Source organism: Achromobacter sp. CF-sbj1-Ac2-l (assembly GCF_052698165.1).
Window position 1 is genome coordinate 1,682,431 of the sequence record NZ_CP199855.1, and the last position, 22,131, is coordinate 1,704,561.

The window sequence follows — 22,131 nt, forward strand, 5'->3', positions numbered from 1 at the left end:
AGCATGACGACAGAATTACTGGACCGCATCCAATCCCCGGCAGACCTCAAGCGCCTGGATCGTCGCGAGCTCAAGCGCCTGGCCGACGAGTTGCGCGGCTTCGTGCTGGAGTCGGTCTCCAAGACCGGGGGCCACCTGTCGTCGAACCTGGGCACGGTGGAGCTGACGCTGGCCCTGCACCAGGTCTTCGACACGCCGCATGACCGCATCGTCTGGGACGTGGGCCACCAGTCCTATCCGCACAAGATCCTCACCGGACGCCGCGCCGGCATGGCCAAGCTGCGCCAGCAGGGCGGCATCTCGGGCTTTCCCAAGCGCAGCGAATCCGAATACGACGCCTTCGGCACCGCGCATTCGTCCACGTCGATCTCGGCCGCGCTGGGCATGGCGGTGGCCTCGCGCAACGCCGGCGTGCAGCGCCAGCACATCGCCGTGATCGGCGACGGCGCGATGTCCGCCGGCATGGCCTTCGAGGCCATGAACAACGCCGGCGTCACCGCCAACATCAACCTGCTGGTGATCCTGAACGACAACGACATGTCGATCTCGCCGCCGGTGGGGGCGCTGAACCGCTACCTGGCGCGCCTGATGTCCGGCCGCTTCTACGCCGCCGCCAAGAACGTCGGCCGCGCCGTGTTGCAGCACGTGCCGCCGGTGCTGGAACTGGCGCGCCGCTTCGAGGAACACGCCAAGGGCATGGTCACGCCGGCCACGCTGTTCGAGGAATTCGGCTTCAACTACGTCGGCCCGATCGACGGCCACGACCTCGATGCGCTGGTGCCGACGCTGCAGAACCTGAAGGCGCTGCAAGGGCTGCAATTCCTGCACGTGGTCACCAAGAAAGGGCAGGGCTACAAGCTGGCCGAGGCCGACCCGGTGCTGTACCACGGCCCGGGCAAGTTCGATCCCGCCGTCGGCATCCAGCAATCCAAGGCGCCCGGCAAGCGCACCTTCACCCAGGTGTTCAGCGACTGGCTGTGCGAGATGGGCGAACAGGATGCGCGTCTGGTCGCCGTCACTCCGGCGATGCGCGAGGGCAGCGGCCTGGTCGAATTCGAGAAGCGCTTCCCGCAACGCTACTTCGACGTCGGCATCGCCGAACAGCACGCCGTGACGTTCGCCGGCGGCGTCGCCTGCGAGGGGCAGAAGCCGGTGCTGGCGATCTACTCGACCTTCCTGCAGCGCGGCTACGACCAGTTGATCCACGACGTGGCATTGCAGAACCTGGACGTCACCTTCGCGCTCGACCGCGCCGGCATTGTCGGCGCCGACGGCGCGACCCACGCCGGCAACTACGACACCGCGTTCCTGCGCTGCGTGCCGAACATGGTGGTGGCCACGCCCTCGGACGAAAACGAAGCCCGCCTGCTGCTGTCCACCTGTTATCAGTATCCCGGCCCCGCTTCGGTGCGCTATCCGCGCGGCGCGGGCTGTGGCGCGCCGGAAACGGCCGGCCTGGACACGGTCGAGCTGGGCCGCGGCGTGGTGCGGCGCAAAGGGCGCAAGATCGCCATCCTCGGTTTCGGCACGCTGCTGCAGCCGGCGCTGGCGGCGGCCGAAAAACTGGACGCCACCGTGGCCGACATGCGCTTCGTCAAGCCGATCGACCGCGCCCTGATCCTCGATCTGGCAGGCAGCCACGACGCCCTGGTGACGATCGAGGATGCCGCCATCATGGGCGGCGCTGGCAGCGCGGTGCTGGAGGTGCTGGCCGCCGAAGGTGTCGCGATCCCGGTGCTGCAACTGGGCTTCCCCGACGAGTTCATCGACCACGGCGACCAATTGGCGCTGTTGGCCGGTATCGGCCTGGATGCCGCCGGGATCGAGCAGTCGATCCGGGCGCGCTACGCCTCGCTGCTGGCCTGATTGCCCGCACCCACGGACCGGCCCCGGCGGTTTGGTCCGTGTGGCGAAACAGTGTGTTCCGGCCCCGCCAGCCTACGAATGAAAGGGTTTTCCCTGGCGCTGGCGGGACTTTGGGCGATAATGGCCCCCTCCTAAAGATTCCTGGGTCTGCGTGTTCACGCCACGCTCGTCGCCCAGACTGGTAAGCCGAAATGAATTCTCCGATCGACCCCGCCATCGTGATGCCCGACGTCCAGAGCTCGACGGACACGCGGCACATCCCGATCCAGCGCGTGGGCATCCGTGGCGTGCGCCACCCCATGCTCATCGAGAACGCCGACGGTTCGCCCCAGGGCACCGTGGCCAACTGGACCCTGACGGTGGCGCTGCCCCCCGAAGAAAAGGGGACGCACATGTCCCGCTTCGTGGCGCTGCTGGAAAAGTACCGCAGCACCCCCATGACGCCAACGCTGTTCCGCGCCATGGCGGCCGACATGCTGCCGCTGCTGCACGCCGAGCGCGGCGACATCACCGCGGCCTTCCCGTACTTCATCAACAAGTCGGCGCCGATCTCCGGCGTGCAGAGCCTGCTGGACTACGAAGTGCAGTGGATCGCCCGCGCCCAGGGCGACCAGGTCGAGTTCGAGCTGGTGGTGCAGGTGCCGGTGACCAGCCTGTGCCCGTGTTCCAAGGCCATCTCCGAATACGGCGCGCACAACCAGCGCTCGCACGTGACGGTCTCGGCCATCCTGGAATCGGACATCAGCATGGATGGCGTCATCCGCCTGATCGAAGACGAAGGCTCGTGTGAGCTCTGGGGCCTGCTCAAGCGGCCCGACGAGAAGTACGTCACCGAGCGCGCCTACGACAACCCCAAGTTCGTCGAAGACCTGGTGCGCGACGTGGCGGCCCGCCTGAACGCGCACCCCGGCATCGCCCGCTACCGCGTCGAGGCCGAGAACTTCGAATCGATCCACAACCACTCGGCCTACGCCGTGGTGGAAGGCTGAGTCCTCCGTGCGGCATCCGGCGGCCAGCGACTGGCCGCTCATTGCGCGACTGGCGGGATGGGAAGCGCGGCTGGCCGATCACCTGGCCGGCCGCGGTCGTTTGGGCGTCGCGCTCTATGAGTTCTTCCGTTTCGGCGTGAAGCAGGGTTGGGCCTGCCTGTTTGGCGGCCTGATGTGCGCGCTGCTGCTGGGCACGCACTGGTGGTATCCCAAGGACGCCTGGCTGGCGCGCTACGATTTCCTGACGCTGGCGGCGCTGGCGATCCAGGCCGCGCTGCTGGCCCTGCGCATGGAAACCTGGGACGAGGCCAAGGTCATCCTGATGTTCCATGTGGTCGGCACCGGCATGGAACTGTTCAAGACAGCAGCTGGCTCCTGGATCTACCCCGAGGCGAGCGTGCTGCGCATCGGCGGCGTGCCGCTCTTCACCGGCTTCATGTACGCCGCGGTCGGCAGCTACCTGGCGCGGGTCTGGCGCCTGTTCGACTTCCGTTTCCGTGCCCATCCGCCGCTGGCGGCGACCGTGGCGCTGTCGGTGCTGATCTACGTGAACTTCTTCGCGCACCATTTCATTGTCGACTTCAGGCTGGCGCTGTTCGGCCTGACGGCGCTGCTGTTCGCCCGCACCTGGGTCTATTTCCGCATCTGGCGCGACTACCGCCGCATGCCGTTGCTGCTGGGCTTCGTGCTGGTGGCGCTGTTCATCTGGTTCGCCGAGAACATCGGCACCTTTGCCAACGCCTGGCGCTATCCCAACCAGTCGCAAGGCTGGGAGCTGGTGTCGATCAACAAGCTGGGTTCGTGGTTCCTGCTCATGATCATCAGCTATGTGATGGTCAGCGTGGTCAGCCGGCCCCGGGACATCGGCGTGGCCGATATGCCGCGCCCGGCAGGGGCGAATAACGCGTCCCCGATTTCCTGACCGCCCCTGGCTTGCGTCCAACGGTCCGATCGGCGATAATCGAGAGCTTTCTTGCTCGACCGCCCATGTTTTTTGGGCAGCGGGCTGCCCCTTGCAAGCCATACGCCTCGAAGAAAAAGACCAGTGATAGAGAAAGCACTGGAAAGCCGGAACTGACCGCGAACGCGATGCGTGCGCGGACTGATGACGGTGTCAGGCGAGCGGCAGGCAAGACATCCTCAAGGAGTTTTACTCATGCGTCACTACGAAGTGGTGTTTATCGTTCACCCCGACCAAAGCGAGCAAGTGCCCGCCATGGTCGAGCGTTACCAAGCGCTGGTCACGGGCCAAGGCGGCTCGGTGCACCGCCTGGAAGACTGGGGTCGCCGTCAACTGGCCTACCCGATCCAGAAGCTCGTCAAGGCTCACTACGTCTGCCTGAACATCGAGTGCGGCCAAGCCACGCTGGATGAGCTGGAACACTCGTTCCGCTACAACGACGCCGTGCTGCGCCACCTGGTCATCAAGACCAAGAAGGCCCAGACCGCTCCCTCGATCATGATGAAGTCGGTCGAGCGCGAAGAAGCCCGCAAGGCTTCGGCGGAAGCTGTCGCGGCTCAGGCCGAGTAAGCAGGGCTCAGGCAGAGCCCATCCCATGAAGTCCCCTTGGTGCCTGGCAGGATGAACAAGCTGGAACTCAGCGCCCGCGTTCTCGAATGCGAGCCTTTGCGCCACACTCCCGCCGGTCTGCCAGCCCTGGAAATGGTGCTGGCGCACGAATCCGAGGTCATCGAAGCCGGCCATCCGCGCCGTGTCGAACTGACGATCTCGGCCGTGGCACTGGGCGATCTGGCGTTGCTGTTGCAAGGAACGGCGCTGGGGTCCGAATTGCTGGTGCAGGGGTTTCTGGCCCCCGTGCGCAAGGACTCGGTGAAGTTCAAGCTGCATCTGCAGCAGGCGCGCAGGATCAGCGGCAGCGCAGGACGCGATCCGCTGGTGGCTTGACAGGGAAGGGCAACGGGCGCGAGAGCGCCTTCTGAATACGGATAGGTTACGGGGAGTCGGGCCCGATCAAGGCAGACCCGGTCCCCTCAAACATAGAGGCACATATCATGGCTTTCTTCGGAAAACGCAAGGAAAAACGCAAATTCACGCAGCAGAACCCGCTCTTCAAGCGTCGTAAGTTCTGCCGCTTCACCGCCGCCGGCGTCGAAGAGATCGACTACAAGGATCTGGACACCCTGCGCGACTTCGTGCAAGAAAACGGCAAGATCATCCCGGCTCGCCTGACCGGCACCAAGGCAATCTACCAGCGCCAGCTGGACACCGCCATCAAGCGCGCGCGCTTCCTGGCCCTGTTGCCTTACACCGACAACCACAACTAATCCGGGGCACTGAAATGCAAGTTATTCTGCTCGAAAAAGTCGTCAACCTGGGTAACCTCGGCGAAGTCGTCCGCGTGCGTGATGGCTACGCCCGCAACTTCCTGATCCCCCAGAAGAAGGCCCGTCGCGCAACCGACGCCGCCCTGAAGGAATTCGAAGCCCGCCGCGCCGAACTGGAAAAGATCCAGGCCGAGAAGCTGGCCGCCGCCCAGGCCCTGGGTGAGCGCGTCAACGGCTACCAACTGAAGATCGTCCAGAAGGCTGGCGTCGACGGCCGTCTGTTCGGCTCGGTGACCAACGCCGACATCGCCGAAGGTCTGAAGAAGGCCGGTTTCGAAGGCATCGAAAAGGCCCAGGTGCGCATGCCCAATGGCCAGCTCAAGGCCATCGGCGAGTTCCCGATCCAGGTCGCCCTGCACGCCGACGTCGTCGTCGACGTCACGGTGCTGGTCGAAGGCGAACTGTCGTAAGCCTGACCCCGCGGTAGAAAAAAAGCCGGCCCGCGCGCCGGCTTTTTTTCTTTGCGCCTTGTTTCTCCTCGCTTTACCCGCCGCCATTTACGTGTAGTCTTGCGGGCTGCACGCTTGTCTCCCACGCTGTTTCGTCCGAGGACCTCTTGACCCCGCCGCCCGTCCATCACAATGCCCCCCCCGGATTGCGCGCCTGGCTCGACAGCGTGGATGCCGAGCGTGAGCCGTCGGTGCGCGATGTGACCATCGACGGGGTGCGCTGCATCATCAAGCGCCGGCGTCCGAGCCTGGCCAGCGGTGTGAGCTACGTGTTGCGCTATGCGCGCGCGCTGTTCCTCGGTCTGGGGTGCAAGCTGTTCCTGGGCGAATTCCCGCGGCCCGGCATCCTGCTGCGCAACGGTCTGGAACACGAGGCCCGGCGCCTGAAGCAGTTGCTGCAGGCCGGCTGTCGCGTGCCCGAGGTCTGGTGGCAGGAGCAGGGTCTGCTGGTGCTGGAATTCGTCGGCGAAGACCTGGCGGACCTGATCCGCAACGAGGACACCACCTCGCGCCTGTGGCTGACGCGCGCCGCCGCGACCGACCTGGCCGCCTTCCACGCCCGCGGGCTGTGGCATGGCGGCGCGCAGATTCGCAACATCACCCTGCAGGACGGCGAGCTGTGGCGCATCGATTTCGAAGAGAACATCGGTTCGACGCTGTCTCGTCCGCTGGCCCAGGCCTATGATCTGTTCCAGATGCTGGCCTCGCTGGTGTCGTTGCGCAAATTGCCCGACGACGTGGGCCGGGCGCTGGGTAAACTGGCGCTGGACGTCTATTTCGAATGCAATCCCGACCCCGAGGTCAAGGCCCGCCTGCGCCGCCTGACCCGGGTGCTTTCCTTCATCGCCACGCCGCTGCGGCCCCTGCTGGGCCGCCTGCCGTCGCGCGATGTGCAGGGTTTCTTCCGCGTCGCGGATATCCTGCAGCCGTTATTATTGAAGCCATGAACACACCTGCCGATTCCCAGCTTGAATACCTGCGCGTTCCCCCGCATTCCATCGAGGCGGAGCAGTCGGTGCTGGGCGGCCTGCTGCTGGACAACGCAGCCTGGGACCGCATCGCCGACGTGCTGGTCGAGGAAGACTTCTACCGCCACGACCACCGTCTCATCTGGCACCACATCGCCCGGCTGATCGGGCTGGCGCGGCCGGCCGACGTCATCACCGTGCACGAATCGCTGGTCAGCGCCGGCAAGGCCGAAGACGCTGGCGGCCTGGCGTATCTGAACGCGCTGGCGCACAACACGCCGTCCGCCGCGAACATCCGCCGCTATGGCGAGATCGTGCGCGAGCGCGCCATGCTGCGCAAGCTGGTGTCGATCGCCGACGAGATCTCCTCGGCCGCCATGAACCCGCAGGGCAAGGAAGCGCGCCAACTGCTGGACGAGGCCGAGTCCAAGGTGTTCCAGATCGCCCAGGAAGGCGCGCGCGGCGCCGCCGGCTTCCAGGAAATCCAGCCGCTGCTGACGCAGGTGGTGGAACGCATCGACGAGCTCTACCACCGCGAAAGCACTTCTGATGTGACCGGCGTGCCCACCGGCTTCACCGATCTCGACAAGATGACCTCGGGCATGCAGGGCGGCGACCTGATCATCGTGGCCGGCCGTCCGTCGATGGGCAAGACCTCGTTCTCGATGAACATTGGCGAACACGTGGCCATCGAAGAGGGCCTGCCGGTGGCGGTGTTCTCGATGGAAATGGGCGCGGTGCAGTTGGCCATGCGTATGCTGGGGTCGGTCGGCCTGCTCGACCAGCACCGCATGCGGACCGGCAAGCTGATCGCCGAGGACTGGCCGCGCGTGACCCACGCGGTGCAGCTAATGCAGGACGCGCAGGTCTACATCGATGAGTCGCCCGCGCTCAGCCCGATGGAAGTGCGCGCCCGCGCGCGCCGCCTGGCGCGCCAGTGCGGCCAGCTCGGCCTGATCATCATCGACTACCTGCAACTGATGTCCGGCAACGGTTCGGGCGAAAACCGCGCCACCGAAGTGTCGGAAATCAGCCGTTCGCTCAAGGGCCTGGCCAAGGAGCTGAACTGTCCGCTGATCGCGCTGTCGCAGTTGAACCGAAGCCTGGAGCAGCGTCCCAACAAGCGTCCCGTGATGAGCGACCTGCGCGAATCGGGCGCCATCGAACAGGATGCCGACGTGATCCTGTTCATCTACCGCGACGAGGTCTACAACCCGGATTCGCCAGACAAGGGCACCGCCGAGATCATCATCGGCAAGCAGCGTAACGGCCCCATCGGCACGGTGCGCCTGACCTTCCAGGGCTCGAGCACGCGCTTCCTGAACTTCTCCGGCGCGCAGCCGCGCGACATGTATTGAGCGTGCGCAGCCGCCCGGCCAGAAAGAAAAGCCGCGCCCTCGGGCGCGGCTTTTTCATGCTGGCGTGGCGGAATCATTCTTCCGTTTCGGGCCGCTTGCCGTAGCGCGCGGCCAGGACGCCGCAGACCATCAACTGGATCTGGTGGAACAGCATCAGCGGCAGCACGATGGCGCCTACCGCGTGGCCCGCGAACAGCACTTGGGCCATCGGAATGCCGCTGGCCAGGCTTTTCTTGGAACCGCAGAACAGCAGCGTGATGCGGTCGGGCAGGTTGAAGCCGAACATCCTGCCGGCCAGCGCCGACAGGCCGAGCGCCAGCGCCAGGATGACGGCGCAGCACGCCACCAGGCCCAGCAGCGCCGGGATCGGCGTGGAGCGCCACAGGCCCTCGTTGATGGCTTCCGAAAACGCGGTGTAGACCACCAGCAGGATCGAACCCTGGTCGACGAATTTCAGCATCGCCTTGCGCTTGTGCACCCAGGCGCCGATCCAGCGACGCGCGAACTGACCCAGCACGAACGGCAGCAGCAACTGCAGCATGATCTTGCCGACCGCGTCGAACGAAATCGGCGCGCTGCCGGCGTTGGCGACCACCGTGCCGACCAGCAGCGGCGTCAGGAAAATGCCCAGCAGGCTCGAGGCCGAGGCGCTGCAGACCGCCGCCGGCACGTTGCCGCGCGCCATCGAGGTGAAGGCGATGGCCGACTGCACCGTGGCCGGCAGGCAGCACAGGAACAGGATGCCGAGGTAGAGCTCGGGCGTGACCAGCGGTTCCAGCACCGGCTTGAGCGCCAGGCCCAGCAGCGGGAACATCAGGAAGGTGGCCGAGAAGATCGTGAGGTGCAGCTTCCAGTGCGTCAGGCCGGCGATGATGGCTTCGCGCGACAGGCGGGCGCCGTGCAGGAAGAACAGCAGGCCGACCGCGATGTTGGTGATCCAGCCGAACACCACCACGCCCTGGCCATGGGCGGGCACGATGCTGGCGATGATGACGGTGCAGATCAGGTAGAGGGTGAAGCGATCGGGCAGGAGACGGACAAGACGTGACATGGAGGGGGTAGGGGCAATGACGGAAAGCGGCGGCGCGCCAGGGCGCCGGAATCGGGGCGTATTGTAGACCTCGGGCGCGTGCCGCCCTATGGCGGGCCGGGCGGGTGTCCGCCTGCCGGCCCCGCCGTGGGCGGTCAGGGCGTCATGGCCAGGGCCAGGTCGAAGGCGGCGATCAGCGAGGCCTGGTCGGCCACGCCCTTGCCGGCGATGTCGAACGCGGTGCCGTGGTCGACGCTGGTGCGCACGAACGGCAGGCCGACGGTGACGTTGACGCCGTGGTCCACGCCCAGGTATTTCACCGGGATCAGGCCCTGGTCGTGGTATTGGGCCACCACGATGTCGAACTCGCCGCGGCGGGCCCGCATGAAGACTGTGTCGCCGGGCCACGGACCGCTGGCGTCGATGCCCTCGTCGCGTGCCTGACGGATGGCCGGCTCGATGATGTCGATGTCCTCGCGGCCGAACTTGCCGCCTTCGCCGGCGTGCGGGTTCAGGCCAGCCACCGCGACGCGCGGATGGGCGATGCCCATCTGGCGGCAGGCGCGGTCGGCCAGGCGCATGGCGGTCAGCTCGGCCTCCGGCGTGATGCGCGCCATGACGTCGGCCAGGGCGACGTGGATGGTCACCAGCAGCACGCGCAGTTCGTCGTTGGCGAGCATCATGGCGAAGTCGTCGGTGCCCGAGCGCTCCGCCAGGATTTCGGTGTGGCCGGGATAGTCGATACCGGCCTCGTGCATGGATTGCTTGTTCAGCGGCGCGGTGACGATCGCGCGGATGCGTCCGGCCTGGGCGTCGTCGATGGCGGCGCACACGTACTCGTAGGCGGCGCGTCCGGCCGCGGCGTTGACCTGCCCGAAGGGCAGGTCGGGCGGCAACGCGCCGCCACAGGCGATGACCTCGATGCGGCCGGCATCGCCGCTGGCCAGGCCGGCGTGCGCGATTTCCGTGATCTCCAGGCGCGCTCCCAACGCGTCTGCGGCGCGGCGCAAGGCGCCGGCGTCACCGTATACCACGCAAGGCGCGTTCAGGCCCTGGGCGCAGGCCTTGACGACGATTTCGGGGCCGATGCCGGCGGCATCCCCCATGGTGATGCCCACGGGTGGGGGAGTGTTCACGATGTGTTCCTGGATTACTGCTTGGCGCCCTTTGGCGGTTCGATCTGGCCACATTCGAACGTGACCGTTGCGCGCTTGGAGCCCAGGCCCGTGGCGTGGTTGGACGTCACAGACGGCTTTTGCAGCTTGCGCCCGATGGACTGGCAGTACTGGTCGGCGCGCTGCAAGGCCTGGTTCTTGATTTCGACCCACGTCAGCAACTGCGTGCCGGAACTGTAGGTGACGCTGTAGCCATTCTTGCCCGTGGGCGTCACCTCGCTCATGCTGGAACAGGCGGTCAGCAGGGCGAGCATGGCGGAGACGAAGGCAAGGCGTGCGAGCATGGGAGATCCGTAAAAGGCAATTGGCCACATTACAACATTATGCCGCCCCCGCCGCCCGCCGGGGAGGGCTACGGGGCGCCGACCGCGCTGCGGCGGTCGACCTTGCGGCTGAGCACGATGGAGGTCTGCGTCTGCTTGACGCCTTCGATCAGGCCGATGCGGTCCAGCAGCGCGTCGAGCTGTTCATGGGTTTCGCAACGCAGGAAGATCAGGTAGTCATGCGGTCCGCTGACCGAGGACACTTCCTCGACCTCCGGCATTTTCTCGAGTTCGCGGATGACGGCCGCTGGCGTCTTGGGCAGGACGCTGATGAAGCAGTAGGCACGCACCGCGGCTTCTTCGAGCAGGCGGCCGAGGCGCACGCCGTAGCCAGCCACGATGCTCTCGCGTTCGAGCCGGGCGATGCGCGCCACCACGGTGGTGCGCGCCAGCCCCAGCTTGCGCGCCAGGATGGCGGCGGGTTCGCGGGCATTGGCCTGCAGCAGGCTGAGCAGTTGCCGGTCGATGGCATCTAGGCGTTCTTTCATGCGCGGACCATACAGGGGCGATGCGGCGCAAGTCAATGCGCGGCTCAGCCGTCGGATTCGGGCGGAACGCCGCCTTGATAGACGCGCCCGTCGAAGGCAAAGCGCGTGATGGTCCGGGAGGCCGCGTCGAAGACCCGGTCGCGACGGGCGGCGTCCGGCTCTCGCGCCGGCGCCAGCGTGAAGCGGCACAGGTCCGCGGCGCTGTCGTAGCGGGCCTCGCGCACCAGGTCGCTGACGCCGAATTCCTGCACGTGGTGGGCGAACTCGCGCAACTGCTCCATCTCGTGGAAGGCGCCGTGCTCGCTGACCAGCCGCATGCCGAACTTGTGTTCTTCCTGGGCGGCGGGCGGGGCGGCCACCGGCGGCGCGGCGCTGGGCGCGTCGGCGGAACCGTAGTCGAAGTGCGCGCCGGCGTCGCGCATGGCCGCCAGCACGCCTTGCCAGGCCGACTCATCCAGCGTCAGGCGGGCTGCGATGCCCAGCAGCCGCTGCTGCCCGAGCGCGCGCGGCCGCGGGCCGCCCACGTAGCTGGACCAGGGCACCGCAGCGTCCAGGCCGGCCAGTTCGGCCATCTGCGCATCGCTGTATCCCAGCCGTTCCTGCAGCCGCCGCAGCGATGCCGCGTCGGGGGGCACATAGTCGTGGATCGTCTTCATGGGGCACGCTCCGTTTATGCCGCGCTATGCCCGATGCTAGCGCGCGCGGCGGCGCTTGCCCAGCGGCCCGCCCCGCCCATGCTAGGATTTGCGCCGATATTCATTGCCAGGAGGGCTTTTCCCATGGACATCCAGGAACAAATCGCGGTCATCGTGCATACCATTTCGCATCAGGGCGGCCGCATCGACGCGCTCAACTCGGCGCTGCTGACGATGCTGCACCTGGCCAAGGGCTCGCCGGGCCTGCGCGAGGCGATCGAGGCGCAACTGGAGCAGAACTATTCCAGCCTGCTGGCCCGTTCGGAAAACCCGCAGTACGTGGCGGGTTTCGAGAGCGTGCGCGACCAGATCATCGCCGCGCTGAAGTAGCCGCGGGTCCCGGCGGTGTGCCGGAGTTACCCACAACTTCTGTGGACAAGCCTTGGGATAGTGCGGGCATAGAACGCTTTTTTTCTTTGATCACAACGGCTTGCAAAGCGCGATCAAAGGCGGCGCCAAAACCGCCTGTGTTCACCGCGCGACAGGGGCCGGCAGAGGTCCCGCAAGCCGGGTAATATGCCGCCCCATGCGGAATCAGTATCCATCGGAACACCGGAACCGTGGCCTGGCGGCCCGGGTCTCGGAAGCGGCAAAGCTGGCGGCGTTCGACCCCGGCAAACTCTCTCCCGAGGCGCGCCAAAGCTGGGAGCGCCTGGGCCATGGCTTCAAGGCCTGGCACGACTTCGACCAGCGTCATCCCATCCTGCGGCGGCTGGCCCTGCTGCCGTTCATCGGCTCCCTGTATCGCAAGGCGCGCCGCCGCCACGTGTTGCGCGCCAGCGGCAAGCTGGTCTTCTGAGTAGCGCCGTCAGCGGCGCCGGCGCCGCGCATACAGCCGGTAGACCAGCCAGGTCGCCACGCCGATCGCCACGGCCACCGCCAGCTTGGTTTCCACGCCGTGCAGGCGGCCGAGCAGGGACTCGATGGTCTGCCCGAATACATAGCCCACCAGGCTGAAACACACCGCCCAGATCGCGGCGGCGATGGCGTTGAGGACCAGAAAACGCAGCGCCGACACCTGCGAGACCCCCAGCGCCACCGGACCCACCGTGCGCAGTCCATAGAGAAAGCGCAACGCCAGGATGAAGCCATGCGGATAGCGGTCGACCGCCGCCAGCGCCTTGCCGAACGCGGGCTGGGCGCGGACCCGCCGCACGTAGCGATGCTCGCGGTAGCGGCGGCCCAGATAGAACAGGGCCTGGTCGGCGAGGAAGGAGCCGGCGAACGCGCACAGCATTACGTAGGGCAGGTGCAGCAGGCGCTGGTGCGACAGGAAGCCCGCCAGCACGACCACGCTTTCGCCTTCGAGCAGGGTGCCGCCCAGTACCGCCCACAGGCCGTAGTCGACGATGAATTGATGCAACTGCGGATTCATGGCTGGCGTTCGCCGACGATGCGAGCCAGGTTCATCAGCGCCCGCGCTATCTCGGGCGTGTGACGCTGTCCGCAACTGATGCGCAGGAAATGGTCGTAGCGCGTGCCGTTGGAGAACATCGCGCCCGGCGCCACGCGGATGCCCTGCCGCAGGGCGGCCTCGAAGACGTCCATCCCCGAGCGGCCGTCCGGCATCTCCAGCCACAGCAGCATGCCGCCGGTCGGCATGCTCAGGCGGGTGCCGCGCGGGAAATGCGCGGCGATGACTTCGGCGGTCTGCTCGCGCTGCGTCTTCAATTGCCGGCGCAGCCGCGCCAGGTGCCGGTCGTAGGCGCGCGATCCCAGGTATTCGGCCACCGCGATCTGCGCCAGCGGTTCGTTGGGCCGGCTCTGCGCGAATTTCAGCATGGCGATGCGGGCTTTCCAGCGGCCTCCCAGCAGCCAGCCCAGGCGCATGCCCGGCGCCAGCGTCTTGTGCAGCGACGAGCAGTAGATGACGTTGCCAGTCGGGTCCCAGGACTTGGCCGCGGCCAGCGGCGTGTCGTCGTCGTTCAGCGCGCCATAGGTGTCGTCCTCGATCAGCGGCACCTGCTGGCGTTCGCACAGGGCCACCAGGCGCGCCTTCTCGGCGTCTGGCATGACGCAGCCGAGCGGGTTCTGGAAGTTCGGCACCACCACTACCGCGCGGATGTTGCCGTGGGTCTGGAATGCCAGGTCCAGCGCCTCGATCGACAGGCCGTGTTGCGGGCTGGTGGGAATTTCCAGCGCGCGCATGCCCAGGCTTTCCAGGATCTGCAGCAGGCCGAAGTAGGTGGGCGACTCGACCGCGATGGTGTCGCCCGGCCGGGCCACGGCGCGCAACGCCAGGTTCAACGCCTCGATGCAGCCGTGCGTCACGATGACGTCATCAGGCGTGGCGTTGATGCCGTTGGCCAGCGCGCGCCGCGCCAGCACCGTGCGCAGCTCGGGATGGCCCTGCGGCGGCACCGGGCTGACCAGCACCTCGGGCGACTGTCGCAGCGCGCGGATCATGGCCTGCTTCAGGTCTTCCATCGGATAGGCTTGCGGCACCGCCGCCGCGAGCGCGAAGTTGGCGCTCACGGGATGGGCCTCGCATTTGGCGATGAAATCCGACACGCGGTCGTGGATGCCGACGTACTGGGCCGCTCCCAGCGTCTGGCGGATGTCCGGTTCGTTGACGGGCGGGATGCTGTTGCGGCGCGGCTTGAGGACGAAGTAGCCGGAACGGGGGCGAGCTTCGATCAAACCGTCGTCCTCGAGCAGACGGCAGGCCTGTAGCGCGGTCGAGAGACTGACGTGATGGGTGCGCACCAGGGTGCGCACGGACGGCATGCGCTGGTCCGGGGCCAGGACCCCGGTCTGGATGGCGCGCCGGTAGTGGTTTGCCAGGCGTAGGTATAGCGGTTGCGGGTCCATGCGCCGATCATGCTCCCCTAGGTTGGATTGAGGGTAGGCACAGATTCACGCAAAGTACACCATAACAGGGTCGAAATCGAGAGGCTGCATCGGTACAGAAAGAGGGATTGTGTGGCTGTTGCGCAAAACAGGGCGGACGTAGTCTGAGGGGGTCAGATTGGAGATTCCCATGGCCCTGTTTTCCGCCCCCGAAACGCGTTCGCAACATATTGATCTGCTGCCCGGCGCCAGCCGCCAGGTGCGCCTGCGCGGTGGCGCGCTCATCGTCTGCGTCAGCGGCGGCCTGATGGTGGCCGAGCCGCCGTATCGCTCGGATATGCCGCCAGGCCGCTATTTGCCGCCGTCGATGCGTCTGAACGCGGGCGAAAGCCATCGTCTGCCGGAAGGCGGTCCCTTGATGCTGACGGCGGTCGGCCACGCGCAGGCGATCTGTCTGGATCCGCCCGGCCTGCTGGCGCGCGTCGCGGCCTTCGCAACGGGTTTTTTTGGCGCGGAGAGCAAAAATAATCCGCCCAATGCGCTGGGTGCGCTGCACAAGATTTCAAAATGATGTATGATTCACACATCAGACGCGGGGTGGAGCAGTCTGGCAGCTCGTCGGGCTCATAACCCGAAGGTCGTAGGTTCAAATCCTGCCCCCGCAACCAGCTTTCGAAGCCTTGATTTCATGCCGAAATCAAGGCTTTTTGTTTTTCCGGGCGCCCGTGTCCGGCGTGGTTTACCTCTTTTTTCGTCCCCGCTTGCCCTGCATCAAGCCGGCGTTCCAGTCCGGAGTTTCCCGGGGTCACGGGTCCGGACAGGCGGCGGACGCTGCGCTACCATGGCTCAAGCGCGCGAGTCCGCCGCACACGAGGAGGGGCCATGGGCACGGCAAAATACGATCATCCCGGCTATGTCGCCGATACCGGCAGCGAAGGCAAGTACCACGTGGGCATCTGGTGCCCGCACGGCTATCCGGCTCACATCCACATCGGGCGGCCCGCTGAACGCGGCGATCCCCAGGCGCTGCTGCGGCTGCGCATTCCCGATGGCGTGTTCCAGTCGTTGCCGGACGATCCCGAAACCCTGTGCCGCCGCGCGATGGGACAGGCGCTGGGGTCGGGTCTGCTGCGCTCGGTCGCTGTTGACGGCGAGTTCCAGGAATTGCGCTTCCAGCTCGATGCCGAACCCTGGTCCGGGCCGATGCAGGCCGCTGGCAACGCTTAGCGCAGTTACCCACAGCGGCTGTGGACAAGCCTTGGGATAGGCGTTGCGCATGTCGCAATATCGCCGCAATATCAATGGCTTGGCCGTTGCGATGAAAAAATGCCCCATGTGAACTGACCCCCAGAAGTTGGACAGTCAGCTAAAGCCCGAAGGCCTGAGCTCGGTATTGCACCGGGCTCAGGCCTTTTAGCTTGAGCTTGATGCGATCGTGATTGTAGTAACGGATGTACTGTCGAATGCCGGCTTGCAACTGCTCGATGCTTTCGAAGCGATTCAAGTGGAAGAACTCAGCCTTGAGCGTGCCGAAGAAGCTTTCCATAGCGGCATTGTCCAGGCAGTTTCCCTTGCGTGACATGCTTTGCGTCACCGATCTATCTGCCAGCATCCGCCTGTAGTTCTGCTGCTGGTACTGCCAGCCCTGATCGGAGTGCAGCACTGGACGCTCCGTCGGCAGCAGCCGCGCCAGCGCCTTCTTCAGCATGCTGCCCACGAGCTTGAACACCGGCCGGCGGCTGGTCTCGTAGGCCACGATCTCGCCGTTGTATAGGTCCATCACCGGCGACAGGTACAGCTTCTCGCCACGTACGTTGAACTCGGTCACATCGGTGACCCACTTTTGGTTCGGACGCGCCGCCTCGAAGTCGCGCGCCAACACGTTGGCCGCCACGTGGTGTGATTGGCCTCGGTAGGACCGGTACTTCTTGGCGCGCACCAGCGACTTCAAGCCTAGCGCCTGCATCAGCTTCTGCACGGTCTTGTGGTTCACTAGCTCACCGGCCTGGCGCAAGACCGCCGTAATCCGGCGGTAGCCGTAGCGGCCCTTGTGACGGGCGTAGACCGCGCTGATGCGCTGCTTGAGCTCGGCGTACGGGTCCACGGCTCCGAACGACTTCAGGTGGTAATAAAACGTGCTGCGCGACAGCTTGGCGACGCGTAGCAGTAGTGCCAGCGGATGCTTGGGCCTTAATCCTTGGACCACTTGCGCTTTCCAACCAGCGCCCGGGTCTTCTCCGCTTCGATCAAGGCCTTCATTTTTTTTAGGTAATCGTTCTCCGCGCGCAGATAGGCCAGCTCTTGCTCGAGTTCTTCCTTGGTCATGTCCTTGGACACCGGCTCTGGGGGGTACTTATGCGGCATGCTTGCTCCTCGGCGCTTGCGCGCCAGCGCCTCTATACCCCCAGCATCATACTGGGCGCGCCATTTCGTAATGTGCCCTGTATGACGAATCCCCAGCAACACCGCTGCCTGCGTGTCCGACAGACCTTCGCGCCGGATCTTGATCAGCACCGATTGTTTGAAGGCCGCGCTGTACGAGCCAGATTGCCTGCGCAACCCGTTAACGCCATGCGCTCGAAAACTCCCGACCCAGCGCCGCACCATTGAGTGCGGCACTTCGTATCGGCGCGCCACCGATTTGAAGCCGTCCGTGCCTTGCAGGTACGCCTGCACCACTTTGATCTTGAATTGCTCTTCATACTTCGCCATGTAAAAACCCCCGAAGGTCGGATCAATATCCAACTTTCGGGGGTCAGTTCAATGCGGGGCTTTTTTTCATCCGGCTGGGACGGCGGCCGGAGGGGGCGCCGCCGCGTGCGACAATCGCAGCCCCGGCGGCCCGTCCCGCCCTGGCTTTTCCGAATTCCGCCGCCATGCATTCCAACCCGTATCCGCCCCCGGGCGCCCTGAGTCCATCCGCCAAGCGCGTGGCCGTTATCGGCGGCGGGCCGGCCGGCCTGATGGCGGCCGAAGGGTTGGCCGCGCGGGGGATGCAGGTCGACGTGTACGACGCGATGCCGTCGGTCGGCCGCAAGTTCCTCATGGCCGGACGTGGCGGCTTGAACCTGACCCACAGCGAGGCCGCGGCGCCGTTCCTGGCGCGCTATGGCGAACGCGCGGCGCAGATCGCGCCCTGGCTGCGCGCGCTGGACGCCGATGGCTTGCGGGAATGGGCGGCCCAGCTCGGGATCGAGACCTTCGTCGGTTCGTCGGGCCGCGTCTTTCCCGCCGAAATGAAGGCGGCGCCGCTGTTGCGCGCCTGGCTGGCGCGCCTGCGCGCCAGCGGCGTGCGTTTCCATATGCGCCATCGCTGGCTCGGGTGGCCGCCGGACCGGGCGCCGGGCGCCGCCGACCTGCGCTTCGACACGCCCGATGGCTTGCGCGCCTGCGCGGCCGATGCGGTGGTGCTGGCCCTGGGCGGCGGTAGTTGGGCAAAGCTGGGGTCGGATGGCGCCTGGCTGCCCGGACTGGCGGCGCACGGGATCGCCACGGCGCCGCTGCGCGCGGCCAATTGCGGCTTCGAGGTGGCGTGGTCCGAACACTTCCGCCAGCGCCACGCCGGCCAGCCAGTCAAGTCCGTCACGCTGCGTTGCGTGGGAGAGGCGGGACCGGGACCGGCCCGCAAGGGCGAGTTCGTCGTGACGGAACACGGCATCGAGGGCAGCCTGGTCTACGCGTTGTCGGCGCCGCTGCGCGACCGCATCGAGGCGGCCGGGCAGGCGGTCGCCTTGCTCGACCTGGCGCCGGGTTGGACGCAGGAACGGGTGCTGCAGGCCGTGACGCATCCGCGCGGCGCGCGCTCGATGTCCAGCCACCTTCAGAGCCGGCTGGGGCTGACCGGCGTCAAGGCCGGCCTGCTGCGCGAGTGCGCCGGCGCCGACGATTTCCGCGACGCGGCGCGCCTGGGCCGGCTGATCAAGGCCCTGCCGCTCACGCTGGTGCGTGCCCGTCCGATGGACGAGGCCATCAGCACCGCCGGCGGCGTGGCGTTCGACGCGCTCGAGCCCGGCCTGATGTTGCGCCAGGCGCCGGGCGTGTTCTGCGCAGGGGAAATGCTGGATTGGGAAGCGCCGACCGGCGGTTACCTGCTGACCGCGTGCATGGCCAGCGGGGTGGTGGCCGCCAACGGCGTGGCGGCGTTTCTGGCAATGGTCGGCGCGCCGGATCAGGAACTGTCGGGATAGGGCGAGGAGCCCTGGGCTGGACGCGGCGCCAGATCGTTGACGACATGGCCGACGACGGTCGGGCCGTCGGGTTGCGTGGCGATGCCGATGACGCGGGTGATGGCGCTGGCCGGCATGCTGGTGCCCTGGCCCGGGTCCTGCACCAACTGCCAGATCCTGGCGTCGCCCGAGAAGGTTTCGCTTTCGGCGCTGTCGGCGGCATCGAGGCAGTCGCGGGTGAACATCGACCAGTCGGAGGCGCTGCAAGGCAAGCCGTGCGCGGTGGCCAGGCGGGCCAACGCCAGAGGCGCATCCGCCTGGCTCGCGGCGTGCTGGGCGGCCGCGCCCAGCGAGACATCGAGCGACAGCAGGCGGAGAAACTCCACGACATTGTCTGTATTCATGCTTCGGTCTCCCTCTCTTTGGAGCGGTTCTGGCCGGCGGCAGGCGCGCGCCGGAGATGGGTCAGCCGGGTCTTTGTCCAAGCATCGCGACCAGGGACTGCTTCAGGCGCGCGGAAAAAATAGGTACGGTGTGCGAGACGCCACTGCGATCGACGCCCTCCTTGAGCTGGACCGATTGGCCCAGGAAAATCTCGGGGGCGGCGGCGATCTCGTTGTATCGCGCCAGCAACTGGTCGACCTGTTCCTGGGCGTCGGCCAGCGAGCCGCTGGCGGCCAACCTGCCGGCGGTGTAATTCTGCAGAATGCGGTGCAGATCGTCGATGAAGAGCGCCAGCGCAGCCTGCCCGCGGCATTGCGGCTGTTCCCAGCCCCATGCCTGGGGCGTGCCGCCCGCGTTTTCCGATACGTGTTTCTTGTTCATAGCGCATCCTAATCCATTGCCGCCAAATACGCGACAGGCGTACGGGGGAGGGGCGAACCCTGCGCAAACGGTGGTCTTTGCGGTATGCTGGCTGCGGTTTTCACGCCTCGACAAGGAGATGCCCATGAAGAACAAAGTGATTCTCGTCATGCTGCTTTCGATTGCCGCCATGTCGGCGGGGTGCAATACCGTGGCCGGCGCGGGCAAGGATATCCAGCGCGGCGGCGAGAAGATCGAGGGCGCCGCGACCAAATAAGGGTGCCGGGCGTTCCTCGCGCCCCCGGGCGCGGCCAGGGCCACGCAGAAATGTCGCGACATTTCGGGCGTGGCCTTTTTGCGGCCGCTGGCATAATCGCGGGAATCCGAATCCGATGGCAGGAAGAATCATGCGCAAGTCTGTATGGGTGGGTGTCACGTTGATGGCGTTGCTGGGCGGTTGCGCCAGCACGGGCGTTTACGAGGCCGATACCGTGCTGAAGGAAACCTTCAGCGTGGATACCAACTACCAGGCGGCGTTCCGCCGCGCCGGCGAATACGTGCGCACCTGCCATGTGAACGTGCAGCATCCGTACAACGTGGCGTATGCCTGGAAGCATGTCCTTGGCGAGAAAGGCGCGCCGGACGAAGTCCAGGTCTACAAGGTGGGGGAAACCGCCAAGATCCTCGAACTGATTTCCGCCGAGGCCGACGGCCCGGCCAAGGCCAAGGTCACCGTGACCGTGCTAGGGCAGGGCCGCTGGAACGCGGCCGAGATCGCCGCCGCGCGCACCTCCATCCAGACCGCCACGCCGGTCTGCCGCAAGGAAGACTAATGGACCCGCGCGCCCGGCAGTTGCGCGCCGCCGGCCTGCCGTTCGCGCTGCTGGCCGGCGCGTTCCGCTTCCTGGGGTGGCTGAACGGCGGCGCCGCGCTGGGGCTTGCGGCGTTCTCGCTGGGCATCGTCGGGGGCGATATCGCCGCGCCCGACCTGCAATTGCCGCTGCTGCTGTTGCTGGCCGGGCTGCTGCTGGCCTGCCTCGGGGTCTTGTTCGCCTACCTGGCGCAGGTAAGCCTGTTGCGCCAGGGCTACACCGGCCATGTGACCCGGGCGCACCTGCCGGCGCAGGTGCTGGCCATGCTCTGCTACCTCGTCAGCGCCCTGGCGTTCTGCGCCGGCTGCTGGCTGGCGACGGGGCAGGGCACGACGGATGCCGCGTCGCAGATGACAACCTACGCTCGACGCTGAGATTTCGAGGGTAAACCCGTGTGCGCAAAAGTGTTGGACATGCACTTGCGTTGGGAATAATATGCGCAGTGCGTATACAACCCCTTTCTTCGGGACCTGTCATGACCATTTCCCAGCAAGCTTTCCTGCGCGATGCGATGCGCCGCCTGAATCTCACGCGCGACGTGTTCGCGACCCGAATCGGCGTCAAACGCCGCGCGCTTGATACCTGGCTGCTGCCGGAGGGCTCGCAGGAGTTCCGCGCGATGCCGGAAGTGGTGCAGCGTTTCGTCAGCGAGATCGTGCAAAACGGCGTGCTGCTCGAAAAATATACGCAAAGCGTACAAGATGGCCCGCTGCGTGAGCGGATCGCGGTCGAGGGCAAGAACCAGTTGCTGTCGGTGGACCAGTTCACGCGCGAATCGGTCGAAGACCTGTTCCGCGTGGCCGACATGATGCAGCCCATCGCGCGCCGCCAGAAAGTGTCGCGCGTACTGGAAGGCGCGGTGCTGGGCAACCTGTTCTTCGAGGCCAGCACGCGCACCCGAGTCAGCTTCGGCTCGGCCTTCTGCCGCCTGGGCGGCTCGGTCTGCGACACCACCGGCTTCACCTTCTCGTCGATGGCCAAGGGCGAGTCCATCTACGACACCAGCCGCGTCATGAGCGGCTACGTCGATGCGATGGTGATCCGCCATCCCGACCAGGGTTCGGTGGCCGAATTCGCGCGCGCCACCAACATCCCGGTGGTCAACGGCGGCGATGGCCCCGGCGAGCACCCGAGCCAGGCACTGCTGGACCTGTACACCATCCTCACCGAGTTCTCGCGCCTGGGCAAGCTGCTCGACGGCGCGCACATCGCCATGGTCGGCGACCTGAAGTACGGCCGCACGGTGCATTCGCTGATCAAGCTGATGGCGCTGTACAAGAACGTCAAGTTCTCGCTGGTGTCGCCCAAGGGGCTCGAAATGCCCGCCTACATCATCGAGCAGGCCAGCCGCAACGGCAACATCATCGAGCAGAAGACCTCGCTGGCCGAAGGCCTGGCGGGTGCCGACGTGATCTACGCGACGCGGGTGCAGAAAGAGCGCTTTGCCAACGAAGAGAACGAGGGCTACACGCCGGACTTCCAGATCAACCGCGCCATCATCGACGCGTATTGCGGCCCGGACACCATCGTCATGCACCCGCTGCCGCGCGACAGCCGGCCGGGCGCCAACGACCTGAGCGTGGACCTGAACCATGATCCGCGCCTGGCGATCTTCCGCCAGACCGACAACGGGATCCCCATCCGCATGGCCATCTTCGCGGTGCTGCTGGGCGTGGAAGGGCTGGTGCAACACTCGCTGCGCGATGTCACCTGGCAGCACCCGTCGCATATCGGCCCGGACGACTCGGTGTTCCACGGCCTGGAGTAAGGCGTTCGCGAGGCAGCGGGGCGCGGCCGTCATGACGGCCGACG

Annotated in this window: 28 protein-coding genes and 1 tRNA gene; 19 read left to right on the top strand and 10 right to left on the bottom strand. The window is 66.3% G+C overall.

Annotation, left to right across the window (positions count from 1 at the left end; translation table 11 throughout):
• Positions 1-3 precede the first annotated feature (3 nt).
• The 9 genes from dxs to ACUDCK_RS07700 all read left to right on the top strand — a co-directional run bounded on the left by dxs (position 4) and on the right by ACUDCK_RS07700 (position 7,976).
• Positions 4-1,866 (top strand): 1-deoxy-D-xylulose-5-phosphate synthase, encoded by a 1,863-nt coding sequence (gene dxs, locus ACUDCK_RS07660; RefSeq protein ID WP_144654922.1) that lies wholly within the window; start codon positions 4-6, stop codon positions 1,864-1,866.
• A 191-nt stretch (positions 1,867-2,057) separates the two neighbouring features.
• Positions 2,058-2,855: a GTP cyclohydrolase FolE2 gene (gene folE2 / locus ACUDCK_RS07665; protein ID WP_006388366.1), complete on the top strand. Its 798-nt coding sequence runs from the start codon at positions 2,058-2,060 to the stop codon at positions 2,853-2,855.
• Positions 2,856-2,862: 7 nt separating this feature from the next.
• Positions 2,863-3,777, top strand: coding sequence for a DUF817 domain-containing protein (locus ACUDCK_RS07670; protein ID WP_175168292.1), 915 nt, complete (start codon positions 2,863-2,865; stop codon positions 3,775-3,777).
• A gap of 234 nt (positions 3,778-4,011) precedes the next feature.
• Positions 4,012-4,386, top strand: coding sequence for a 30S ribosomal protein S6 (rpsF, locus tag ACUDCK_RS07675; RefSeq protein ID WP_020924524.1), 375 nt, complete (start codon positions 4,012-4,014; stop codon positions 4,384-4,386).
• Between the two features lie 51 nt (positions 4,387-4,437).
• Entirely contained in the window at positions 4,438-4,761 is a 324-nt protein-coding gene (gene priB / locus ACUDCK_RS07680; RefSeq protein ID WP_054419768.1) for a primosomal replication protein N, read from the top strand.
• Positions 4,762-4,868: 107 nt separating this feature from the next.
• Positions 4,869-5,141: a 30S ribosomal protein S18 gene (rpsR, locus tag ACUDCK_RS07685; RefSeq protein WP_006218308.1), complete on the top strand. Its 273-nt coding sequence runs from the start codon at positions 4,869-4,871 to the stop codon at positions 5,139-5,141.
• A gap of 14 nt (positions 5,142-5,155) precedes the next feature.
• On the top strand, positions 5,156-5,611 hold the full coding sequence (gene rplI, locus ACUDCK_RS07690; RefSeq protein ID WP_020924523.1) for a 50S ribosomal protein L9: 456 nt from the start codon (positions 5,156-5,158) through the stop codon (positions 5,609-5,611).
• A 146-nt stretch (positions 5,612-5,757) separates the two neighbouring features.
• Positions 5,758-6,597: an RIO1 family regulatory kinase/ATPase domain-containing protein gene (locus ACUDCK_RS07695; protein ID WP_054501387.1), complete on the top strand. Its 840-nt coding sequence runs from the start codon at positions 5,758-5,760 to the stop codon at positions 6,595-6,597.
• Entirely contained in the window at positions 6,594-7,976 is a 1,383-nt protein-coding gene (locus ACUDCK_RS07700) for a replicative DNA helicase (protein WP_006388372.1), read from the top strand. The genes ACUDCK_RS07695 and ACUDCK_RS07700 overlap by 4 nt, the downstream gene beginning before the upstream one ends.
• Positions 7,977-8,049: 73 nt before the next feature.
• On the opposite strand, the gene ACUDCK_RS07705 is transcribed toward ACUDCK_RS07700, so the two are convergent.
• From ACUDCK_RS07705 to ACUDCK_RS07725, 5 genes are all read right to left on the bottom strand, one after another.
• Entirely contained in the window at positions 8,050-9,027 is a 978-nt protein-coding gene (locus ACUDCK_RS07705; RefSeq protein WP_049072445.1) for a bile acid:sodium symporter family protein, read from the bottom strand.
• Between the two features lie 134 nt (positions 9,028-9,161).
• Positions 9,162-10,142 carry a 4-hydroxythreonine-4-phosphate dehydrogenase PdxA gene (gene pdxA, locus ACUDCK_RS07710; protein WP_116791097.1) on the bottom strand — a complete coding sequence of 327 codons (981 nt, stop codon included), beginning with the start codon at positions 10,140-10,142 and terminating at the stop codon, positions 9,162-9,164.
• A 14-nt stretch (positions 10,143-10,156) separates the two neighbouring features.
• Positions 10,157-10,465, bottom strand: coding sequence for a hypothetical protein (locus ACUDCK_RS07715; RefSeq protein ID WP_054501386.1), 309 nt, complete (start codon positions 10,463-10,465; stop codon positions 10,157-10,159).
• A 68-nt stretch (positions 10,466-10,533) separates the two neighbouring features.
• A complete protein-coding gene (locus tag ACUDCK_RS07720; protein WP_054501385.1) occupies positions 10,534-10,992 on the bottom strand; it encodes an Lrp/AsnC family transcriptional regulator in 459 nt (152 codons plus the stop codon).
• Positions 10,993-11,036: 44 nt separating this feature from the next.
• Positions 11,037-11,648 (bottom strand): hypothetical protein, encoded by a 612-nt coding sequence (locus ACUDCK_RS07725; RefSeq protein ID WP_054501384.1) that lies wholly within the window; start codon positions 11,646-11,648, stop codon positions 11,037-11,039.
• Between the two features lie 123 nt (positions 11,649-11,771).
• Between ACUDCK_RS07725 and ACUDCK_RS07730 the strand changes: the two genes are divergently transcribed.
• On the top strand, positions 11,772-12,017 hold the full coding sequence (locus ACUDCK_RS07730) for a hypothetical protein (protein WP_006393727.1): 246 nt from the start codon (positions 11,772-11,774) through the stop codon (positions 12,015-12,017).
• 196 nt (positions 12,018-12,213) lie between these two features.
• On the top strand, positions 12,214-12,486 hold the full coding sequence (locus tag ACUDCK_RS07735; RefSeq protein ID WP_231133013.1) for a hypothetical protein: 273 nt from the start codon (positions 12,214-12,216) through the stop codon (positions 12,484-12,486).
• Positions 12,487-12,495: 9 nt separating this feature from the next.
• On the opposite strand, the gene ACUDCK_RS07740 is transcribed toward ACUDCK_RS07735, so the two are convergent.
• Together ACUDCK_RS07740 and ACUDCK_RS07745 are read right to left on the bottom strand one after the other, a co-directional pair.
• Positions 12,496-13,062: a DedA family protein gene (locus ACUDCK_RS07740; protein WP_175168291.1), complete on the bottom strand. Its 567-nt coding sequence runs from the start codon at positions 13,060-13,062 to the stop codon at positions 12,496-12,498.
• Positions 13,059-14,498, bottom strand: a complete 1,440-nt coding sequence (locus tag ACUDCK_RS07745; RefSeq protein ID WP_054501382.1) for an aminotransferase-like domain-containing protein — start codon at positions 14,496-14,498, stop codon at positions 13,059-13,061. Before ACUDCK_RS07745 ends, ACUDCK_RS07740 begins: the two co-directional genes overlap by 4 nt.
• A gap of 169 nt (positions 14,499-14,667) precedes the next feature.
• On the opposite strand from ACUDCK_RS07745, the gene ACUDCK_RS07750 reads away from it, so the two are divergent.
• From ACUDCK_RS07750 to ACUDCK_RS07760, 3 genes are all read left to right on the top strand, one after another.
• A complete protein-coding gene (locus ACUDCK_RS07750) occupies positions 14,668-15,048 on the top strand; it encodes a hypothetical protein (protein ID WP_144654920.1) in 381 nt (126 codons plus the stop codon).
• A gap of 20 nt (positions 15,049-15,068) precedes the next feature.
• Positions 15,069-15,145: transfer RNA gene (locus tag ACUDCK_RS07755), tRNA-Met, on the top strand.
• A 214-nt stretch (positions 15,146-15,359) separates the two neighbouring features.
• Positions 15,360-15,704 (top strand): hypothetical protein, encoded by a 345-nt coding sequence (locus ACUDCK_RS07760; RefSeq protein ID WP_054501380.1) that lies wholly within the window; start codon positions 15,360-15,362, stop codon positions 15,702-15,704.
• A 139-nt stretch (positions 15,705-15,843) separates the two neighbouring features.
• Here the strand turns inward: ACUDCK_RS07760 and ACUDCK_RS07765 are convergent.
• A protein-coding gene (locus ACUDCK_RS07765; RefSeq protein ID WP_374700840.1) for an IS3 family transposase occupies positions 15,844-17,189 on the bottom strand; the annotation gives its coding sequence in 2 pieces (ribosomal slippage) (positions 15,844-16,722 and positions 16,725-17,189; 1,344 coding nt in all).
• A 164-nt stretch (positions 17,190-17,353) separates the two neighbouring features.
• On the opposite strand from ACUDCK_RS07765, the gene ACUDCK_RS07770 reads away from it, so the two are divergent.
• Positions 17,354-18,664, top strand: a complete 1,311-nt coding sequence (locus ACUDCK_RS07770) for a TIGR03862 family flavoprotein (RefSeq protein WP_175168290.1) — start codon at positions 17,354-17,356, stop codon at positions 18,662-18,664.
• On the opposite strand, the gene ACUDCK_RS07775 is transcribed toward ACUDCK_RS07770, so the two are convergent.
• On the bottom strand, positions 18,646-19,047 hold the full coding sequence (locus ACUDCK_RS07775) for a hypothetical protein (RefSeq protein WP_175168289.1): 402 nt from the start codon (positions 19,045-19,047) through the stop codon (positions 18,646-18,648). The two genes, ACUDCK_RS07770 and ACUDCK_RS07775, sit on opposite strands and share 19 nt — an antisense overlap.
• Positions 19,048-19,108: 61 nt before the next feature.
• Positions 19,109-19,468: a hypothetical protein gene (locus tag ACUDCK_RS07780; RefSeq protein ID WP_054501377.1), complete on the bottom strand. Its 360-nt coding sequence runs from the start codon at positions 19,466-19,468 to the stop codon at positions 19,109-19,111.
• Between the two features lie 124 nt (positions 19,469-19,592).
• Between ACUDCK_RS07780 and ACUDCK_RS07785 the strand changes: the two genes are divergently transcribed.
• From ACUDCK_RS07785 to ACUDCK_RS07800, 4 genes are all read left to right on the top strand, one after another.
• Positions 19,593-19,724: an entericidin A/B family lipoprotein gene (locus ACUDCK_RS07785; protein ID WP_006388387.1), complete on the top strand. Its 132-nt coding sequence runs from the start codon at positions 19,593-19,595 to the stop codon at positions 19,722-19,724.
• A gap of 130 nt (positions 19,725-19,854) precedes the next feature.
• Positions 19,855-20,280 (top strand): BPTD_2524 family lipoprotein, encoded by a 426-nt coding sequence (locus tag ACUDCK_RS07790; protein ID WP_054501376.1) that lies wholly within the window; start codon positions 19,855-19,857, stop codon positions 20,278-20,280.
• Positions 20,280-20,693, top strand: coding sequence for a hypothetical protein (locus tag ACUDCK_RS07795; protein ID WP_054501375.1), 414 nt, complete (start codon positions 20,280-20,282; stop codon positions 20,691-20,693). The genes ACUDCK_RS07790 and ACUDCK_RS07795 overlap by 1 nt, the downstream gene beginning before the upstream one ends.
• Before the next feature lie 101 nt (positions 20,694-20,794).
• The gene (locus tag ACUDCK_RS07800) at positions 20,795-22,087 is read left to right on the top strand and encodes an aspartate carbamoyltransferase (RefSeq protein ID WP_054501374.1); all 1,293 of its coding nucleotides are present in this window, start codon (positions 20,795-20,797) and stop codon (positions 22,085-22,087) included.
• The last annotated feature ends 44 nt before the right edge of the window (positions 22,088-22,131 follow it).